We start from the raw sequence: 18,569 nt of genomic DNA, 5'->3' as shown, positions 1-18,569 counted from the left end.
CGGAGCTAGGGAAATCAAGGAGGAGCGCCCCCCTCGCCAGTTTTGTGGGCCTCGCCGGGCGAGGTATCATCCGCCCTCTCGCTCGGCCCCCGTGGCCCGCCACCCTCCCGGAAGACCGAATGCCCGATCCGCGCAGCGTCATGCAGGAGTTCCGGACCCTCGACGCGAAGCGCCGCGCGGGAAAGCTCTCGCCGGAGGAGGAGCGCCGCCTCGCCGAGCTGCGCGATCTCGTGGGCGGCGACGCGGGCGGGGGAGCGCCGCGCGGCGGCTTCGACGTGAACGCGGCCGCGGCCCGGCTGCGCGAGTCGCTGCTCCCCGCGGGGCTGCGGAACCGACCACCGCCGCCGCCCGAGCTCTCGCCCGAGCCCGAGCCCGAGCCGTTCTTCCCGGCGTCCGCGCCGCCGGTCGCGCTCGAGGCGGCGCCGGCCGAGCCGGCGGGGGAGAACCCGCTCGCCGACCTCGACCCCTCCGCCCTGTTCGATCCCGCCACGCTCGGCTGGGAGGGCGAGCTCGGCGCGCAGCCCCCCTACGATCCCGCCGCCCTCCCGCAGGAAACGGCCGCCTGGGATCCGAACGCCGCCGCGCCGCCGTGGGATCCGGGCGCGGCCTCGCAGGATCCGGCCTCCTGGGACCCGAACGCTCCCGAGGGCGCCCAGGCCTGGGATCCGGCCGCGATCCCGCAGGACGCCGCCTGGGACCCGAGCGCCGGCGCGGAGGGACAGCCCTGGGATCCCGCCACCCTCGCGGACGAAACGGCCGCCTGGGCTCCGGACGCGCTCCCCGCGGACCCCGGCGCGCCGCCGGCGTGGGATCCGGCGAGCGCGGCCGGCTGGGATCCTTCGGGTGACGCGGCCGCTTCGCCCACCCCGGACGACGCGGCGGCGTGGAGCGGCGCGGACGGCGCAGCGGCCCCGCTCGATCCGGCGGCGCTCGCGGGAGCGCCCGCCCTCGCGTACGACGACGCCGGGCTCCCCGAGGCCGGCCTGCAACCGGCCGGCATCGCGCCCGAGCCCTTCGACCTGTCCGCCCTCGGCGGCGAGGGGGAGGCCGCGTGGGATCCCGCCTCGCTCGCGGCCGACGGGGCGGCAGAGCCCGCCTTCGACGGGGGCTGGGATGCCGGACTCGCGCCGGAGGCCGAGCCCGAGCCGACGCGGGCGTTCCCGCTCGGCGCCGCGGCGCCCGCCGGAGCGCTCGAGGAGCTGCCCGCGCTGGATCTGGACGCAGCCGACCTGGACCTCCTGGGCCTCGAGGACGTCGCGCTGGCCGCCGAGCCGGAGGGCGCCGAGCTCGATCCGGCCTCGGCGCCCGAGCCGACCCAGCTGCTGGGGCTCGCGAGCGAGCCGGAGCCCACGCAGACGCTGCCGCTCGGCGGCGATGCCTCCACGCTCCCTCCCGCCGGCTGGGATCCCACGCCGCCGCCCGCTCCCTCCGCGCCGGGCGCGCCGCTCGGCGCGTACGACGAGGACCCCGGCGCCGGCGCGTCCGCGTTCGGCCCGGACGACGGCCTCTCGCTCGACGCCGGGTTCTCCGCGGAGCCCGGCGCTCCCATCGACGCGACCGCCGCGTTCGCGCTGGGCGAGTACGACGACACCGCCGCGTTCGCGCCGGGGGCGGTGTTCGAGCCCCCCGCCGACGGGTTCGAGGCCGGCGAGCCCCTCGCGCTCGACCCGGACGGCTCCGCGCTGGACGGGGCGGGCGACTGGCCGCCGGGCGCCGCGCTCGACCCCGACTTCTCGCTCGCGTCCGGTGGCTCGTTCGACGCCGCCGATCCAGGCGCCGCGTGGGCGACCGCCGAGGCGCCCGCGCCCTGGGAGCTCGCCGCCGGCGCGGCGGCGGCGCCCGTCGCGCACGCCGACGCCACGCCGGACGCCGCCGAGGCGGACTCCGTCACGGAGAGTCACTCCCTCGTGCCGGTCTCCGCGGCGGCGCCCGACGGGGACGATCTCTCGCTGCCCGAGATCGTCGAGGAGATCCCGACGGTGGACGGGGAGGAGATCCTCGAGGAGATCCCGGCCGACGAGGCGGACCTCCCCCCTCCCGCGCTCGACTTCGCCGCTCCGGCGACCGCCGCCGCTCCGCGCCCCGCCGCCGCCCCACCCGCCGCGGTCCCGGCGCCCGCCCCACGGCCGGCCGCTGCGACGTCCACCGCGCCCGCCGCGCCAGCCGCTCCAGCGCCGCGCGCCGCGACGCCAGCCGCCCCCGCGGCGGTGGCGCCGCCTCCGGCGCTCTCGCCGGCGCGCGGCGCCGCGGTGCCCGCGCCGCCCTCCGCGCCCGAGCCCCCGCGGGCCGCCGCGATGCCGGCGCGCGCCGCCTCGCCCGCGGGACCGACCGTCGCCTCGGGCACGCAGCGGGTGGTGGTGCACACGCTGGAGGGCACGGTGAAGCGCGGCGTCGTCGAGGACCTCGACCTCGCCGCCCCGGCCCTCGCGCTCCTCCCTGCACCCGGCGCCGCCGGGGAGACGATCGCGACCGAGAAGGTGAAGGCGATCTTCTTCATGCTCGCCCCCGGCGAGCCCACCCCCGCGGCCGAGGGGAAGAAGGTGCGCGTGACGTTCCGCGACGGCCGGCAGGTGGCGGGCTACAGCCCGGACTACCGCGAGGACGGCCCGGGCTTCTTCATGGTCCCCGGCGACACGCGCACCAACACCGGCCGGATCTGGGTCTACCGGGCGGCGGTGAAGGAAGTGTCCGTGAGCTGAAGCCTCGGGCGCGGCTGCGTCCTCGCCGGGCGGGAGGGCGAGGCCTCAATTCATCCAGCGCGGCGGCTCGTCCTGCCCGTTGCGGCGGACGACCTTGAGGTGCTTCGCGCGGCGGCGCGCCTCCCGCTCCTCCAGGTTGCGGCGCGCCTTGCGGAAGAAGCCGCCGAACGAGAGGCCACGGGAGAGCGCCCAGCCGATGGCGAGCGCCGCGAAGTGCACGGCGAAGCGCCCCGGGCCGCCGTAGGCGATGGCGTAGAGCACGGTCCCGAACGCCACGAGCGCCGCCATCATCTTGGCGCTCATGTTGATGACGCCGAACCAGGAGAGCGGCCGGTCGGGGAACATGAGCGCCCAGGCGACGAGCAGCCCGTTCACCGTGGGCCAGGCGTTGACGTGACCGACGGCGGCCGGCCGGTACACCAGGGCGAACAGCGTGGCGAGCACGCCCGCGCCGACGGTGATCCCCAGGAAGCGCAGGAGGAAGCGCCGCTCGCCCCACACGTACACGAGCTGCTGCCCGAGCCACCACAGCATGAACCCGGCGAAGAACAGGGTGAGCGGGCTGTCCTGGACGAACACCCAGGTGAGGAGCCGCCACAGCTGACCGTAGAGCACGCTCGCCGGGTCGAACGCGAGGAGCTGCAGCAGCCGCCGGTCGAGCCAGCTCGCGATCGTGACCACCGCCATCGCCGCGATGAGCAGCCCCACCACGGCGGGGACCCGTCCCCCGAAGGTGAACGTGTCTCCGAGGCGAGGGGCACGGCGGCGCGCGGTCGGCATGTGGCGTCAGGCCTTTCTTCGGTCCCGGTAGAAGAGGATGATCGACAGGCAGTGGAACTCCTTGTCGGAGCTCTGCCTCACCTCACGCTCCACGACCTCGTAGTCGGGGTGCTCGGCGAGCCAGCGCCCGACCTGCTCCCCCATGTGCTCGCGGTCGCGCGCGAGGGTCGTGGAGAACACCTTCACCCCGGTGAAGCTCGCCATCCGCGCCCTCCTTCGGAACGGGCTGGACCCTATCCCTCCGAGGGAGACGCGGCAAGATCGCTGCGGTCATGCGCCGGGCTCGGCCGGCGCGAGGACGATGGCGACGCCCTGGCCGCCCCCGATGCAGGCGGCGCCCACCGCCGCCCGGCCGCCGCGACGGCGGAGCTCGTACGCGAGGTGCATGGTGATGCGCGCCCCGCTCGCGCCGAGCGGGTGCCCCACGGCGATGGCGCCGCCGTCCACGTTGGTGCGCTCGCGCGGCAGCCCGAGCTCCTTCTCCACCGCGAGGTACTGCGGGGCGAAGGCCTCGTTCACCTCGAACAGGTCCACGTCCGCGAGGGTCGCGCCGGCGCGCTCGAGCGCGTTGCGGATGGCGGGCACCGGACCGATGCCCATGACCGTGGGGTCCACGCCGGCGTGGCCCCAGTTCACCACCCGCGCGATGGGCTTCACCCCGCGTCGCTCCGCGTACTCGCGGGTGGCGACGACCAGCGCGCCGGCCCCGTCCGCGATGCCGCTCGCCGCGCCCGCGTGGATCACCCCGTCCTTCTTGAAGGCCTTGGGGAGCGTGCGGAGGCCCTCGACGGTGGTGTCGGGCCGGGGGTGCTCGTCGCGCTCGAAGGCGACCGGCCCCTTCCTGCCCTTCAGCTCGAGGGGCGCCAGCTCCTCGCGGAAGCGCCCCGCCTCGTGGGCCGCCGCCCAGCGTCGCTGGGAGAGCACCGAGTAGTCGTCCACCTCGTCCTGCGAGAGGGCGTATTGCTCGGCCAGCTTCTCCGCGGTGAGCGCCATGGGCATGCCCGCGTAGCTGTCCGTGACGGCCGACCAGAGCATGTCCTCCATCGCAGGCGGCTTCCCGAAGGCGTAGCCGAAGCGCGTGCCGCGCACCACGAGCGGCGCCTGGCTCATCGACTCCGTCCCGCCGGCGAGGACCAGCTCCGCCTCGCCCAGCTCGATGAGCCTGGCCGCCTGGATGATCGCCTCGAACCCGGAGCCGCAGAGCCGGTTCACGGTGAGCGCCGCCACGCGCTGCGGCAGCCCGGCGCGCAGCCCCACGTGGCGGGCGAGGTAGATGGCGTCGGGGCTCGTCTGCACGACGTTCCCCATCACCACGTGCCCGTAGTCCTCGGCGGGGACGCCGGCCTGCGCGATCGCGGCGCCGGCGGCGTGCACGGCCAGATCGGTGGCGCTGTGGTCCTTGAGGGCGCCGCCGAACGTCCCGAAGGGGGTCCGCTTGGCGGCGAGAATGACGACGTCCTTCTGGCCTGCCCGCTTCATGCGCCCTGAGCCTCCCGTCATCCAGGGATAAGGCTCGCGGCGAGCCCTTTCACGGCGAAGGCCAGGATGGCCATGGCGAGGAAGATGTTCACGAGGGGGATCGCGGCGGCGGCCCGGTGGCCGGGGGAGCGCAGCAGCCGCACCGCCCGCGGGGCGTGGCGCGCGAGCATGTAGATCCCGAAGAGCGCGGCGAGGACGTGGAAGGTCGTCACGTCCGGGATGCTACTTCCGCGCGCGGTTGCTCGCGCGCCTTCGGATGGGGCCACCGGGCGGGGCGCGCGTCGGCGAGCGCCGGGAGCGACTCGACCTACGGATTGGCGGCCGCGCCCACCGGCTCGGCCTTGCGCTTGCCGAGGATGCGCGCGAGGAGGATCCCGATCTCGTAGAACACGATCATCGGCACGGCCATCATGGCGAGGTTCAGCGGATCGCCGGTGGGGGTGATCACCGCCGCGACGAGCACGTTCACGATGATCGCCACCCGCCGGTACTTGGCGAGCGTCTGCGCCGAGACCACCCCGATGAGCGAGAGGAAGGCGAGGATGACCGGGACCTCGAACACGACGCCGAAGCCGAGCAGCATGGCGAGCACGAGCCCCAGGGTGGAGCTCATGGTGAGCATCGGGGCGAGGCTCGCGTCGGCCGCGACGGCGAGCATCGCGGGGAACGCCGGCGGCATGACGAGGAAGTAGCAGAACGCCGCGCCGACGTAGAAGAGCAGCGTCCCGAAGAACAGGAACGGGATGACGAGCCGCTTCTCCTTCTTGTACAGGCCCGGGGCGACGAACTGCCACAGCTGGTACAGCACCCAAGGCGCGGCCACGAACACGCCGCCGTACACGGCCACCTTCAGGTACACCATGAGCGGCTCGATCGAGCTCGTGTAGTGCAGCACCTGCTGGTTCGGCGGCAGGGCGGCGCGCACCGGGGCCATGAGCCAGTGGAAGATCCCGTCCACGAACCCGCCCACCGCGAGCATGCCCACGAGCACGCCGAGGATGGCGTGGGTGAGCCGCTTCCGCAGGTCGCGGAGGTGCTCCATGAACGTGAGCCGGACCTCGTTCTCCGGCTCCGGCGCTGCGGCACCGGCGGGGGGGAGCTGCGGCGCGGTCGAGCTCATGCGGTCCTGCTGGGGGCTGGCTCGCCGGGAGTGGTCTCCGGGGAGGCCGAGGCTGGCGGCTCGGCGAGCGCCGCCTCGAGGCCGGGGACGTTCTCGCTCGTGGCCGGCGGGGGCGGCCCCGCCGGGGCGAGCGGCGCAGCGGGCACCGGCGGGACGAGGGCGGGCTTCGCGGCCTTGCGCTCCTCCGCGTAGATCTCCGTCTCGATCTGGCCCTTGATGTCGTCGGTCGCCCGGCGGACGTCACGGAGGGTCTTCCCGAGCGCCTTGGCCGCCTCCGGAAGGCGCTCGGGGCCCAGGAGGAGCAGCGCCAGGATGGCGATGATGATGATCTCGCCGAAGCCGAGGCCGAACATGCCCGGCCCATATAACACGCGGGCGAGGGGAAGGCTTCGCACGGTCGTTGCGGACCGGTCCGCCGCCCCCTAACTCTCCGGCGCATGGCCTACTGGCTGCTGAAGACCGAGCCCGGCACCTACGCCTGGGACGATCTCGTCCGCGAGGGCACCACCGCCTGGACCGGGGTCTCGAACCCGCAGGCGCAGGCGAACCTCCGCGCGATGCAGGCGGGCGACCGCACGGTCATCTACCACTCGGGCGAGAAGCGCGCGGTGGGGGTGGCCGAGGTCGTCCGCACCGCCTACCCCGACCCCTCCGCCGGGGAGGGCGCCGTCTGCGTGGACGTGAAGGCGGTGGCCCCCCTGCCCGCGCCGGTGCCGCTCGAGGCGCTCAAGCAGGAGCCGGCGTTCGAGGGCTCCGCGCTCGTGCGCCAGGGGCGGCTCTCGGTCGTGCCGCTGTCGCCGGCCGAGTGGCGCGATCTCACCGCGCTCGCCGACATCATCGCGAAGACCGGTGGGCTGCGCCGCGACGAGCGCTTCTGAGAGGGCCGTCCGGAGCGCCGGTCCCGCCGCCGCGGCGAACGTGACGCTCCGTGAAGCCGCGGCGCCGCGCGCGGCTACTGCATGAACAGGTCCTGCACCTCGACCTGCTGCTGACCCTCGGCGGGCGCGCTCGGCTCGGTGCCCTGCTTGAAGGGCTCGAACACGCCGTCGGCCGCCGGCTTGCCGGTGTCGGGATCGATCCGCACCTCCACGATCCCGGCGGGCGCGGTGAACTCGGGCTGCGGGCGGCGGTCGAGCGCGGTGCGCATGTAGGACAGCCAGATCGGCAGGGCCGCGTGGCCGCCCGTCTCGTACCGCCCGAGCGGCGTCACGTTCACGTCGTAGCCCAGCCACACGCCGGTGGCGAGGTCGTGGGTGAAGCCCATGAACCAGGTGTCGAACGAGTCGTTCGTCGTGCCGGTCTTGCCCGCCGCGGGCTTGCCGAGGGCCGAGGCCCGCGCGCCGGTGCCGACGGTGGCGACCTCGCGCAGGAGCCGCACCAGGATGTAGGCGGTCCGCTCGTCCATCACCCGGGCGCGCGGGCGCGTCACCTCCGCGAACCCGGCGGCGAGCCGCGCGTCGAGGCCGACCCAGGGATCGCGCCAGTCGGTGCGGTCCTCGAGCACGTTGCCGTCGCGGTCGAGCACCCGCTTCACGAAGGTGGCGGGGCGCTTCTCGCCGTAGCGCGCGAAGAGCGCGTACACGTTCGTGAGCTCCCACAGGTTCACGCACGACGAGCCGAGCGCGGTCCCGAGCTCGAGCTTCACGGGCGTGGTGAGCCCGAGCGCCTTCGCCCACTCGGCGAGGGCCTGCATGCCGACCTTCGCCGAGAGCGCCTCGGCGGTCTTCACCGCCGGGATGTTCATCGAGTCCACGAGGGCGGTGCGCAGCGTCACGTCGCCCTTGAAGTCCTGCCCGTAGTTCTGGGGCTTCCAGCTGTTCTCGTCGTCGCGGAAGACGATGGGCGCGTCGGTCAGGATGGTGGCCGGCGTGAAGTCGAGCTTCTCGATGGCGGCGGCGTAGACGAGGGGCTTGAACGCCGAGCCCGGCTGGCGGCAGGCCTGGAAGGCGCGGTTGAACTCGGACGCGTCGAAGTCGTAGCCGCCCACCATGGCCACCACGTAGCCGGTCCACGGGTCCACCGAGACGAGCGCGCCCTGCAGCTTGGGCTCCTGCTCGAGGGTGAAGAGCAGCTCCGCCTCCGGCACCGAGGCGGCCTTGCCCAGCCCGAGCTCCCTCTCCCGCTTCTGCAGATCCTCGCGCGCGACGCGGCGGAGCAGCACCACGTCGCCCGTCTTCACGGCGATGGAGGCGCGGGAGATGAGCGCGTCGGGGTAGAAGACCTCCGGGTTCGGCCGGCGCGCCCAGCGCATGCCGGAGAGGGGGAGCAGGCCGCGGTTCTCGCCGACCTCCACCTCCGCGAACCCGGCGCGGTCGTCCACGCGGGCCACGATCCCCACGCAGTACTCGCCGCGCTCGAGCCTCCCCTTCGGCCAGGCGCGCGCCAGCCGCTCGGCGAGCGTCTTCCGCTCGGCCCCGGCGACGTTCGCGACGGGCCCGTTGTAGCCCTGGCGGTGATCCACCTCCATGAGGCCCGAGAGCATCGCGGCCTGCGCCGCGCGCTGCTTCTCGAGGTCCATGGCGAGCTCCACGCGCAGGCCGTCCTGAAGCAGCCGCTCGTTGCCGAAGCGGTCCACCACGTAGCGGCGCGCGTGCTCGACGTAGAAGGGCGCGGTCTCGCGGAAGACGTCGTCCACGCCGAAGACCTTCACCTCCGCCTCGGAGCCGCGCGCCCGCTCCTCCTGCGTGATGAAGCCCTCCTCCGCCATGCGGCGCAGCACGTAGCGGCGGCGGTCCTTCGCCGCCTCGGGGTGCGAGAACGGCGAGTAGCGCGACGGCGCCTGGGGGAGGCCGGCGATGAGCGCGGCCTCCTCGAGCGTCAGGTCCTCCACGTTCTTGCGGTAGTAGTTCTCGGCGGCCGCCTGGACCCCGTAGCTGTGGTGCCCGAGGTAGACGCCGTTCAGGTACATCCAGAGGATCTCCTCCTTCGTGAACGCGCGCTCGAGCCGCTTCGCGAGGATGAACTCGCGCAGCTTGCGGGCGAGGTTCCGCCGCGTCCCCGACTCGAACCCCTCCGCGCTGATGAGCAGCGCCTTGGCGGTCTGCTGCGTGATGGTCGAGCCGCCCTGGATCCGGCGCCGCAGCACGTAGGTGTTGAGCGCCGCCCGCAGCGTGCCCGTCCAGTCGACGCCGCCGTGCTCGAAGAAGTCCTGATCCTCGGAGGCGACGAACGCCTGCAGGAGCCGCTTCGGGATGCGCTCGTAGGGGACCACCTTGCGGCGCTCGACGAAGAACTCCCCGGCGATCTGGCCGTCGGCGCTCACCATCTCGGTGACGATGGGCGGCCGGTAGTCGGAGAGCTTCGGGAGCTCCGGCAGCCCGCGCGAGAAGTAGAGGTAGCCGGCGATCCCGGCCACCACGCCCGCGTTCACGGCCACGATGGCCAGGAACAGCGCCCAGCGGACGAGCCCGCGGACGAAGGGGCGCCGGGGCGGAAGCCCGTCGAGCACCACCCGGGGAGGGGCGTCCGGCGCGCCCCCGGATTCGACCGTCGGATCGCGGCTGTCGGTCATCGGCAGGCGAATCTATGCCCCGGGTCCGGGTGAGTTCAACGCTCGCCGTGTGGGCGAGCCGCCCCACGGGGCGCCGCCCGCCCGGACGCCGTGCCGGCGGGCGAGCTCAGGTTGGCGCGCGACAGCGCCTCCAGGAGCTCCCCCGGGAGCGGCGCCTCGAGCCTGAGCGGCGCGCCGGTGGTCGGGTGCGGCAGCTCGAGGCGCCACGCGTGGAGGAACATGCGCCGCAGGCCCCAGCGCTGGCGCGCGGCGCGGTTCGTCGGGAAGTCTCCGTAGCGGCGGTCGCCCAGCACCGGGTGCCCGACCGCCTCGAGGTGGCGCCGGATCTGGTGGGTGCGGCCGGTCTCGATGGTCACCGCGAGCAGCGAGGCCTCCTTCATGGCGGACACCACCTTCCAGCGGGTGAGCGCCTCCTGGAGGTTCACCCCGCGCGCCGCCTTGGAGCGCGCGGTCTGCTCGTGCTCGGCGAGCGGCAGGTCGATGGTCCCCGCCTCGCGCGGCATCTTGCCCTTCACGAGCGCGAGGTAGGTCTTCTTCACGTCCGCGCCGTCGGTGAAGAGCTCGGTGAGCCGCACCATCGTCTTGCGGTTCTTCGCGACCAGCACCACGCCGGAGGTGTCGCGGTCGAGCCGGTGCGCCGGGGAGGGCTTGAACTCGGTGGGCGGCAGGTCCGCGGGCGTGCCGAGGTGGGCGCGCGCCATCTCCACGAGCGTCGCGCCGCTGATGCCGGTGCCGGGGTGAGCGGCGAGCCCCGCCGGCTTGTCCACCGCGAGCACGTCGGCGTCCTCGTGGAGCACGCCGAAGGTGACCGCGCCCGCCCGGGCGCCCGGCTCCGGCTCCTGCCGCGCGAGGAGCCGCTCCTCGTCGCCGCGGATCACCACGACGTCGCCGGCCGCTACGAGCTGCTCCGCCTTCCCGCGCCCGCCGTTCACGCGGATCTTCCGGGTGCGGAACATCTTGTAGACGTGCGAGAGGGGCACGTCGCGGAGCGCCTTGCGCACGAGCTTGTCGAGCCGCTGCCCGGCGGCGTCCTCTGAGATGGTGAACGTCAGCACGGGGATGTTCTACAGCACCCGCCCGCCTCCGACGACCTCGCCGTGCCGGCCGGCGGAGCGCTCGCCGGAGCGCCGCGCCTGCCTCGCGCCGATCGCCCCACCCGCCCGGCACGTGCGACCCGCGCCGGGGACGGTAACTCGCTCCGCGGAGGACAGGATGGGATCTCCCCCGGTGAAGGGGTTCGGGCAGGGCGACCCCGCGCTCGCGGCGTGGGCGGAGTCGGTGTACGCGCCGGAGGACGAGGTGCTGCGCGAGATCCGGGCGCGGAGCGACGCGGCCGGCCTCCCGCCCATCCACGTGGGCCGCTTCGACGGGCTCCACCTCGAGGTGCTCGCCCGCGCCTGCGCCGCGCGCCGGATCGTCGAGATCGGCACGCTCGCCGGGTACAGCGGCGTCTGCCTCGCGCGGGCGCTCCCGGAGGACGGCGTGCTCCACACGTTCGAGCTGCTCGAGCGGCACGCCGCGCTCGCGCGGGCCGCGTTCGCGCGCGCGGGCGTGGCGGGCCGCGTCCGGGTCCACGTCGGCCCCGCCCTGGAGCGGCTGCGGGAGGTGGAGGGCGAGGGCCCCTTCGACCTGGTCTTCGTGGACGCCGACAAGGGCGGCTACCCCGCCTACCTCGCCTGGGCGGAGGAGCACCTGCGCGTGGGCGGCGTCCTGCTCGCCGACAACACCTTCGGCTTCGGCCACGTGCACGAGCCCGCCTCGGCCGGCGAGGACGCCGCCGCGATGGAGCCGCTGCGGCGCTTCAGCGAGCGGCTCGCCCGCGGCGGCCGCTTCCGCGCGACGATGCTCCCGACGGCGGAGGGGCTATCGCTCGGAGTGAAGGTGCGCTGAGCCCGCTACAGCAATTCCAGCTGCATGTGCTCGCGCAACGGCTCCGACCGCACGCCCTCCTTGCGGAGCGCGGCGGAGAGCGCGTCGGCGTGGCCGTGCACGGTGAAGACGCGCCCGGCGCCGGTCGCCTTCGCGTAGCGCACGAGGGACGGGAAGTCGGCGTGGTCGGAGAGCGGGAAGGCCGCGTCCACGCCGCGGAACCAGCGACCGCCGTCGATCGCCCAGCCGGTGAGGATGGCGGTGCGGCGCTTTCCCACGCCCCGCATCGCGGGGCTGCGCGCGAGGTGCGGGGGGGCGACGACCACCTCCCCACGCTCCGGCCCCTCCGGCCCGAGCGCCCGCACGTTCGGGAACGCCACGCCGTGGGCCTCGTAGACCCGGTTCACCGCGTGCACCACCGGGTGGGCGCGGCAGGGGTAGCCCGCGTCGGAGAGGAACTTCAGGATCTCCTGGGCCTTGCCGAGCGCGTAGCCGAGGAGCACCGGGGTGACGCCGTCCGACAGGGCGTCGTCCACGAACCTGCGGACCGCCGCGAGGGTCTCCTCCTTGGGCGGGAAGACGTAGCGCGGCAGCCCGAAGGTCGACTCCATCACGAGCACGTCGCACGGCATCACGTCCGCGCGCTCCGCGGCGTGGGTGGGCTCGGTGCAGAGGTCGCCGGTGTAGCCCACCGCCACCTCGTTGCGGGTCACGCGCAGCTGCGCCGAGCCGAGCACGTGGCCCGCGCTGAACAGCTCGAGGGTGAGCTCGCCGAGCCCGAACGGCGTGCGGTAGTCGACGGGGAGCGCCTCGGTCTTGCGCCGCTTCGGCTCCCCCAGCCGGTGGCGCATGAGCGCCAGGGTCGGGGTGGTCGCGATGGTGCGGTCGTGGCGGCCGATGTGGTCGCCGTGCGCGTGCGAGACGAACGCGCACTCGACGCGGCGCTTCGCGTCGAGGTGGAGCGCGCTGTGGGTGATGCGGAGCTCTCCCTTGTGGAGCTCGATCGGCGGCCGCCTCATCGGGCGCCCGTTCTACACCGCCCTCCCCACAGGCGCGAACCCCCGCCTGCGCGCCGGGTCGCGGCGCGCCTCGGGGGCTCACGCCCGCAGGGCTCTGCTCACTCGTCGTGGGCGGCCGGCGGGGTGCGCCGCTCCGCCGATTCCTTCTCCCCCTTCGGCTCGCGCCGCTGCCCGCCCTCCGCGCCGGCCTTCCGCTCCGAGGTGCGGTCCTGCTCCTCGAGGTCGTGGATCTTCTTCTCGAGCGAATGGAAGCCGCCTCGCCTGTCTTGTGCCATCGCCCACCTCCGCGTCTGGCCGGGATCGTCGCGCCGCCCGCGCGCCGGTGCGAGGCGCCTTCGGGGCCACCCCTGCGCGCGAACCTCGCTTGGGGGCGTCAGCCCCCTCTGGCATCATGCGCGCCGCCATGGCCCTACCTCTTCGAAGAGACACCGAGCCCGCCCGCAGGGACGTGGGCTCCCCCCGGGAGGCGAAGATGAAAGCGGAGCAGCGCACCGTCGACGTGGGAGAGCGGCTCCCGCTCTTGCAGAGCATCCCCCTCTCGCTGCAGCACCTGTTCGCGATGTTCGGCGCGACGGTGCTCGTGCCGTACCTCGTCGGCCTCGACACCTCGGTGACGCTCTTCACCTCCGGCGTCGGCACGCTGCTCTACATCTTCGTGACGAAGGGGAAGATCCCCGCCTACCTCGGGTCGTCCTTCGCCTTCATCGCCGCGTTCATCGGCCTGCTCGGCGCCAAGGCGGGAGAGCTCGCCTCGCCCGACCGCATCGCGGTCGCCATGGGCGGCTGCGTGGTGGTGGGCCTCGTCTACATCGTCGTGGCGGCCATCATCGGCAAGTTCGGCACCGGCTGGATCGACCGGCTGCTGCCGCCCGTGGTCATCGGCTCGGTGGTGATGGTCATCGGCCTCGGCCTCGCCCGCACCGCGGTGGTGACGATGGCGATGGAGGGCGGCACGGGGACCTATCACCCCGAGTACTTCGCGGTGGCCCTCTCCGCGCTCGCGATCGCCATCCTGGCGGCGGTGTTCCTGAAGGGGTTCCTCGGCGTCATCCCCATCCTGATCGGCATCGTGGGCGGCTACCTCGTGGCGCTCCTCGCCGGGCAGGTGAGCTTCGACGCGGTGAGGTCCGCCGCGCCGGTCGCGCTGCCCCCCTTCGTGCCGCCGAAGTTCACCTGGGGCGCGATCCTCACGCTCGCCCCGATCTCGCTCGTCGTCATCACCGAGCACATCGGCCACCTCATCGTCACGAACAACATCGTGGGGCGCGACTTCGTGAAGGATCCGGGCCTCCACCGCTCGCTCGCGGGCGACGGCGTGGCCACCGCCTTCGCGGGCCTCCTGGGCGGCCCGCCCAACACCACCTACGGCGAGAACATCGGGGTCATGGCGATCACGCGGGTGTTCAGCGTGTGGGTCATCGGCGGCGCGGCCGTGATCGCCATCGTGATGTCGTTCTTCCCGCCGGTGGGCGCGCTCATCCGCACCATCCCGACCCACGTGATGGGCGGCATCTGCATCCTGCTCTTCGGGATCATCGCCTCCGCCGGCATCCGCATGCTGGTCGAGGCCGGCATCGACTTCTCCCAGAAGCGCAACCTCATCATCGCCTCGGTGGTGCTCGTCATCGGCATCGGCGGCGCGAAGCTGCACATCGGCGGCATCGAGTTCGGCGAGATGTCCCTCGCCGCCTACGTCGGCATGCTGCTGAACCTGATCCTGCCCCGCGCCATGGAGAAGGGCGCCGGCGAGGCGGCCGGCGAGGCGGCGGACGTCTAGATCCCCGAGCGGCGGCGAATCCTCGGCGCCCGGTCCCGCCCGCGCGGGGCCGGGCGCTTCTACTTCAGGAGCAGGTAGTAGAGCCGCCCCGGCTGCTTCATCCGTCCCGCCGCGCTCTCCGCGTAGGCGCCGCTGCCGAGGAACAGGTCGACGCGCGCCGAGCTCTTGATCGCGCCGCCCGCGTCCTGGTCGAGGAAGAACCGGCCGAACGGCTTCATGGGCCCCCCCGTCGCGTCCGCGGGGCGCTCCGTCTCCACGAAGGCGAGCGCGCCCTTCGGGAACACGCGCGCGTCGGCGGCGATGGTGCGATCCGGGGTGACCGGCACGCCCAGGGAGCCGATGGCGTCGTCCGCGAAGCGGAAGAAGACGTAGGACGGGTTCGTGGCGAGGAGGAGCGGCTGCTCCGCCGGGTTCGCCGCGAGCCACGCGCGGATGGCCTGCATCGAGACCTGCTCGCGCGTGAGCGCGCCGCGGCGGATCAGCTCGGCGCCGATCGCCTCGTAGCGGTGGCCGTTCTTGCCGGCGTAGGTCACGACGCGGGTGGTCCCGTCCGGCAGGCGCAAGAGCCCGCTCCCCTGGATCTCCAGGAAGAAGGCGTCCACCGCCGAGGCGACCCACGCCAGCTCCGCGCCCTGGCCGGCGATGGCGCCGTCCGCGATCTCCGCGCGCGTCGGATACGGCACGAGCCGGCCGTCGCGCACCCGGCCGATGAGGTCCGCCGAGAGCGCGGGGAAGTCGCGCGCGCGGACCTGCACGAGATCGACCGGGGCCCGGTGCAGGGGGACCTGGTACCGGCCGCCGCGCTCGAGCGAGCCCGCGATCTCCGGGAGGTAGTAGCCCGTGAAGAGCACCGTCCCGCGCCCGTCGCCGATCGAGCGGAAGACGCGGAACTCGCGGCGCAGCGCCTCGCGCAGCGCGGCCGGCGCGGGCCGCGCCCCCACGAGCTCGCGGAAGCGCCGCAGCGAGGCGGCCACCTTCGCGACCGGGACGCGCTCCTTCCCGAAGGCGAGCGTCCGGCCGGGATCGGCGCGCGCCACCCGCGCGAAGTGCTGCAGCGATCCCTCCAGGGCGGCGTCCAGGCCCGCGTAGTCGAGGTCGTCGCCGAACGCCGGGAAGGCGCCGGGCGAGAGCTCCTCGAGGGCCCGCTCGGCGGTGGTGGCCGGCTGCGGGGGCGGCGGCGGGACGGTGCGGCAGGCGGCGAGCGCGAGCGTGGCGGCGAGGGCGAGGCGGAGGGCGCGGCGCATCGCGCACGATAACTCGGGACCGGCCGGCGGCATTCCGCCCGCTCGTCCGGCCGCCCTCCTGGGGCACGAGCGCCGCGGCCCGGACCGCCGGCCATCTCAGGAGGCGGCGCGCGCGGGCTGGCGCGGCGTCGCCCGCACCGACTGGAGCAGGCCGTCGAGCCGGCCGCCGACGTGCGACCACAGGAAGCGGCCCTGCACGCGCGCGCGGCCCGCCGCGCCCATCGCCCGCGCACGCGCCGGATCGCCGAGGAGCGCGAGCAGCGCCTCCGCGAGGGCGGCCGGGTCCCCGGGCGGCACGAGCACGCCGGTCTTCCCGTCCTCGACGATCTCCGGCACCGCCTCGACGTGGGTCCCGACGCAGGGCACGCCGCACGCCATCGCGTCGAGGAAGGCGATGCCGAACGGCTCCCACAAGGTCGGCAGGGCGAACACGGTGGCGCGGGCGAACAGCGGCTCGAGCTCCTCGTAGGGAACGGGCCCGAGCTGCTCGGCGCCGGCGGGCAGGGCGAGGGGCTCGGGCGGTCCCGCGATGAGCAGCCGCGCCGACGGCCGGCGGCGGCGCACCAGCTCGAAGGCGTCGAGCAGGAACGTCCCGCCCTTCCGCGCGAACTCGCGCCCCACGAAGAGGATGGTCTCGCCGTCGTCCGCGCGGACCACCCGCTCCGGCACCGCGTTCGCGCCGGCGCCGACGATCTCCACGCGCTGGCCCGCGATCCCGTAGTCGCGCACGAGCGAGCGGGCCACGTTCTCGGAGAACGTCGCGATCGCGGCGGCCCCCTGGTAGCAGGCGCGCTCGCGCGCGAACCAGGACGGGCCGTAGCGCGGCGGGGCCGCCAGGCCGGCGGCGGGGAACGCCGGCGACGCCTCCGCGAGCGCGCGCGTGTGGTCGAGCAGGAGGACGTACGGGACGCGCGGCGGCGCGCCGGGCGCGAACAGGGCGCCGTTCTGGAGCACGACGTCCGGGGCGGGATCGAGCCCGTCGATCGCCGCGCCGAGGTAGCGCGAGTGGACGTCGAAGGCGTACGCCGTGTTCCAGCGGTACGCGAGCGCCCGCCCCCGGAAGCGCGCGGCAGCGACCGCCAGGTGGGCGAACACGTCGCGGGTGAGCCGGGGCAGGCGGGTCTGCGGGTCGCGGAGGTCGAGCGGCCCGCGCGCCGACACCGGAGCGATCCGGTGGCCGAGGGCGCGGAGCGCTCCGGCCACGTGGGCGGTGACACCGCTCTGCTCCCCATAGTTGGCGTAGGCGATCGAGAGAGACGTGTCCGGATGATTCATGCGCGTGAGGGCCCTCTCCGTCACACGCAACATGGAGACCGCTCGGGACGCGGGGAAGCCCTGCGGCGGGCTTCCGACCGCCCGGGGGCCGAGGCTGGGGCCCCTTCTCAGCCGCGCCCGCCGGCGGTGAGCGCGGGGCCGGGGGACCGCCGCCCCTCCACCAAGCCGCCCACCTCCCCGGCGACGACGCCGAGCGCGATGAGCGCGCCGCCACCCCAGTCGGTCGCCCGCAGCGGCTCGCCGCCGTAGAAGTGGCTGAAGAGCGCCGCCGCCACCGGCTCGAGCGAGAAGATGAGCGCCGCGCGGACCGCCGTCGTGTGCCGCTGGCCCCAGTTCTGGACGAAGAAGGCGAGGGCGGTCATGAACACGCCCGTGAAGACCACCGTGACGGCGAACACCGCCGCGCCCTCGGGCCGGTAGTAGCGCGACTCGAAGGGCAGCATCGCCGCCGCTCCGAGGAAGGTGACCGTGATCTGCGCGAGCGTGAGCGGCACGATGGGGTGCCGGGGGGACCACTCGGACGTGTAGACGATCTGGAGCGCGAACGCGACGGCGCAGCCGGCGGTGAGGAGATCTCCGAGCCGCACCCCGGCGTCGACCGGCTCGCCGAAGGGGTGGGTGAGCAGCGCGAGCCCGGCCACCGCCAGCGCGACGCCCGCCCAGCTCGCCATCTTCACCGCCCGTCCGAGCAGGAACCTCGCGAGGAACGGGACGATGAGCACCGCCAGGCCGGTGAAGAAGCCGGAGCGCGCCGGCGTCGTGTGGCGGAGCCCGACGGTCTGGAGGGCGAAGCCCGCCAGCATGAACGCGCCGAGCAGCACCCCGTGGCGCAGGAACCCCGCCCCCACCCGCTCGCGCCGCCAGAGCGCGACCGCGCCCAGGACGGCCGCGGCCGTCGCGAAGCGCGCCGCGAGGAACACGCCCGGCGAGGCGACCTCGAGCACCCCCTTCACGAAGTGGAAGGTGGTGCCCCAGAACAGCGTGAGGACGAGCAGCGCCAGGTCAGCCACGGGGCTCCTCGATCTCGAACCGACCGTGCAGCTTCACCGGCGCCTCCTTCGCCCGCCGGATGCGCATGTTGAGGAGCTCCACCGCCAGCGAGAACGCCATCGCGAAGTAGATGTAGCCCTTCTCGACGTGCCTGCCGAACCCCTCCGCCACGAGCATCACGCCGATGAGGATGAGGAACGAGAGCGCGAGCATCTTCATGGTCGGGTGGCGCTCCACGAAGCCCCCGATCGGCCCGGCGAACACCAGCATCACGCCCACCGCGAGCACCATCGCGGTCACCATCACCGAGAGGTGGCGGGCCATGCCCACGGCGGTGATGACGGAGTCGAGCGAGAAGACGATGTCGAGGATGCCGATCTGGACGATCACTCCCCAGAAGCTCGCGCCGCCCTTCTTCGCCTCCTCCGGCCCGTGCTCCACCTCGAGCTTGTCGTGGATCTCGAACGTCGCCTTGCCGATGAGGAACAGGCCGCCGGCGAGGAGGATGAGGTCGCGCCCGGAGAAGCCCTGGCCGGCGACGGAGAACAGCTCGCGCGTGAGCCCCATCACCCAGCTGATCGCGAAGAGCAGGCCGAGCCGGGTGGCGAGGGCGAAGCCGAGCCCGAGCCTGCGCGCCTTCGGCTGCTGCTCCTGCGGGAGGCGCCCGGCGAGGATGGTGAGGAACACCACGTTGTCGATGCCGAGGACGATCTCCATCGCGGCGAGCGTGGCGAGCGAGATCCAGACGTCCGGCTGGGTGAGGAGGTCGAGCATGGCGGCCCTCTGATTGCCCGATGCGGGGGTCC

General features: G+C 74.2%; 18 protein-coding genes. 4 read left to right on the top strand and 14 right to left on the bottom strand.

The genetic code is table 11. The features are described from left to right. The first annotated feature begins 119 nt into the window (after nucleotides 1-119). Nucleotides 120-2,699, top strand: a complete 2,580-nt coding sequence (locus ANAE109_RS23155; protein WP_011984393.1) for a hypothetical protein — start codon at nucleotides 120-122, stop codon at nucleotides 2,697-2,699. Nucleotides 2,700-2,744: 45 nt separating this feature from the next. Here ANAE109_RS23155 and ANAE109_RS00345 read toward each other — a convergent pair whose 3' ends face one another. From ANAE109_RS00345 to tatB, 6 genes are all read right to left on the bottom strand, one after another. Next, nucleotides 2,745-3,479 (bottom strand): rhomboid family intramembrane serine protease, encoded by a 735-nt coding sequence (locus ANAE109_RS00345; protein ID WP_011984392.1) that lies wholly within the window; start codon nucleotides 3,477-3,479, stop codon nucleotides 2,745-2,747. Nucleotides 3,480-3,485: 6 nt separating this feature from the next. After that, the gene (locus tag ANAE109_RS00340; RefSeq protein WP_011984391.1) at nucleotides 3,486-3,683 is read right to left on the bottom strand and encodes a hypothetical protein; all 198 of its coding nucleotides are present in this window, start codon (nucleotides 3,681-3,683) and stop codon (nucleotides 3,486-3,488) included. A 66-nt stretch (nucleotides 3,684-3,749) separates the two neighbouring features. Then, on the bottom strand, nucleotides 3,750-4,958 hold the full coding sequence (locus ANAE109_RS00335; RefSeq protein WP_011984390.1) for an acetyl-CoA C-acetyltransferase: 1,209 nt from the start codon (nucleotides 4,956-4,958) through the stop codon (nucleotides 3,750-3,752). A 17-nt stretch (nucleotides 4,959-4,975) separates the two neighbouring features. Beyond that, on the bottom strand, nucleotides 4,976-5,170 hold the full coding sequence (locus tag ANAE109_RS00330; protein WP_041448014.1) for a hypothetical protein: 195 nt from the start codon (nucleotides 5,168-5,170) through the stop codon (nucleotides 4,976-4,978). Between the two features lie 95 nt (nucleotides 5,171-5,265). Further along, on the bottom strand, nucleotides 5,266-6,078 hold the full coding sequence (tatC, locus tag ANAE109_RS00325; RefSeq protein WP_011984389.1) for a twin-arginine translocase subunit TatC: 813 nt from the start codon (nucleotides 6,076-6,078) through the stop codon (nucleotides 5,266-5,268). Beyond that, on the bottom strand, nucleotides 6,075-6,431 hold the full coding sequence (gene tatB / locus ANAE109_RS00320; RefSeq protein ID WP_011984388.1) for a Sec-independent protein translocase protein TatB: 357 nt from the start codon (nucleotides 6,429-6,431) through the stop codon (nucleotides 6,075-6,077). The genes tatC and tatB overlap by 4 nt, the downstream gene beginning before the upstream one ends. 84 nt (nucleotides 6,432-6,515) lie before the next feature. Here tatB and ANAE109_RS00315 point away from each other — a divergent pair, with 84 nt between their 5' ends. After that, a complete protein-coding gene (locus tag ANAE109_RS00315; RefSeq protein ID WP_011984387.1) occupies nucleotides 6,516-6,956 on the top strand; it encodes an EVE domain-containing protein in 441 nt (146 codons plus the stop codon). A 74-nt stretch (nucleotides 6,957-7,030) separates the two neighbouring features. Here ANAE109_RS00315 and ANAE109_RS00310 read toward each other — a convergent pair whose 3' ends face one another. Then, nucleotides 7,031-9,589, bottom strand: coding sequence for a penicillin-binding protein 1A (locus ANAE109_RS00310; RefSeq protein ID WP_011984386.1), 2,559 nt, complete (start codon nucleotides 9,587-9,589; stop codon nucleotides 7,031-7,033). A 35-nt stretch (nucleotides 9,590-9,624) separates the two neighbouring features. Then, on the bottom strand, nucleotides 9,625-10,644 hold the full coding sequence (locus ANAE109_RS00305; protein ID WP_011984385.1) for an RluA family pseudouridine synthase: 1,020 nt from the start codon (nucleotides 10,642-10,644) through the stop codon (nucleotides 9,625-9,627). Nucleotides 10,645-10,801: 157 nt separating this feature from the next. Between ANAE109_RS00305 and ANAE109_RS00300 the strand changes: the two genes are divergently transcribed. Then, on the top strand, nucleotides 10,802-11,479 hold the full coding sequence (locus ANAE109_RS00300) for an O-methyltransferase (protein WP_011984384.1): 678 nt from the start codon (nucleotides 10,802-10,804) through the stop codon (nucleotides 11,477-11,479). 5 nt (nucleotides 11,480-11,484) lie between these two features. Here the strand turns inward: ANAE109_RS00300 and ANAE109_RS00295 are convergent, their stop codons facing one another. Both ANAE109_RS00295 and ANAE109_RS25165 read right to left on the bottom strand, forming a co-directional pair. After that, the gene (locus ANAE109_RS00295; RefSeq protein ID WP_011984383.1) at nucleotides 11,485-12,477 is read right to left on the bottom strand and encodes an MBL fold metallo-hydrolase; all 993 of its coding nucleotides are present in this window, start codon (nucleotides 12,475-12,477) and stop codon (nucleotides 11,485-11,487) included. A gap of 98 nt (nucleotides 12,478-12,575) precedes the next feature. Then, nucleotides 12,576-12,752, bottom strand: a complete 177-nt coding sequence (locus ANAE109_RS25165; protein WP_158305859.1) for a hypothetical protein — start codon at nucleotides 12,750-12,752, stop codon at nucleotides 12,576-12,578. 197 nt (nucleotides 12,753-12,949) lie between these two features. On the opposite strand from ANAE109_RS25165, the gene uraA reads away from it, so the two are divergent. Continuing rightward, a complete protein-coding gene (uraA, locus tag ANAE109_RS00290) occupies nucleotides 12,950-14,254 on the top strand; it encodes a uracil permease (protein ID WP_011984382.1) in 1,305 nt (434 codons plus the stop codon). Nucleotides 14,255-14,313: 59 nt separating this feature from the next. On the opposite strand, the gene ANAE109_RS00285 is transcribed toward uraA, so the two are convergent. From ANAE109_RS00285 to ANAE109_RS00270, 4 genes are all read right to left on the bottom strand, one after another. After that, nucleotides 14,314-15,498: a murein transglycosylase A gene (locus ANAE109_RS00285; RefSeq protein WP_041448013.1), complete on the bottom strand. Its 1,185-nt coding sequence runs from the start codon at nucleotides 15,496-15,498 to the stop codon at nucleotides 14,314-14,316. 96 nt (nucleotides 15,499-15,594) lie between these two features. Continuing rightward, nucleotides 15,595-16,773 (bottom strand): glycosyltransferase family 4 protein, encoded by a 1,179-nt coding sequence (locus ANAE109_RS00280; RefSeq protein ID WP_011984380.1) that lies wholly within the window; start codon nucleotides 16,771-16,773, stop codon nucleotides 15,595-15,597. 107 nt (nucleotides 16,774-16,880) lie between these two features. After that, nucleotides 16,881-17,783 (bottom strand): DMT family transporter, encoded by a 903-nt coding sequence (locus ANAE109_RS00275; RefSeq protein WP_011984379.1) that lies wholly within the window; start codon nucleotides 17,781-17,783, stop codon nucleotides 16,881-16,883. Next, nucleotides 17,776-18,537 carry a TerC family protein gene (locus ANAE109_RS00270; RefSeq protein ID WP_011984378.1) on the bottom strand — a complete coding sequence of 254 codons (762 nt, stop codon included), beginning with the start codon at nucleotides 18,535-18,537 and terminating at the stop codon, nucleotides 17,776-17,778. Before ANAE109_RS00270 ends, ANAE109_RS00275 begins: the two co-directional genes overlap by 8 nt. Nucleotides 18,538-18,569: the final 32 nt, after the last annotated feature.

The sequence above is a fragment of the Anaeromyxobacter sp. Fw109-5 genome (genome assembly GCF_000017505.1).
Taxonomy (GTDB): domain Bacteria; phylum Myxococcota; class Myxococcia; order Myxococcales; family Anaeromyxobacteraceae; genus Anaeromyxobacter.
Note: the sequence above shows the minus strand (reverse complement) of the source record. Positions and strands in the feature narration are given on the sequence as shown.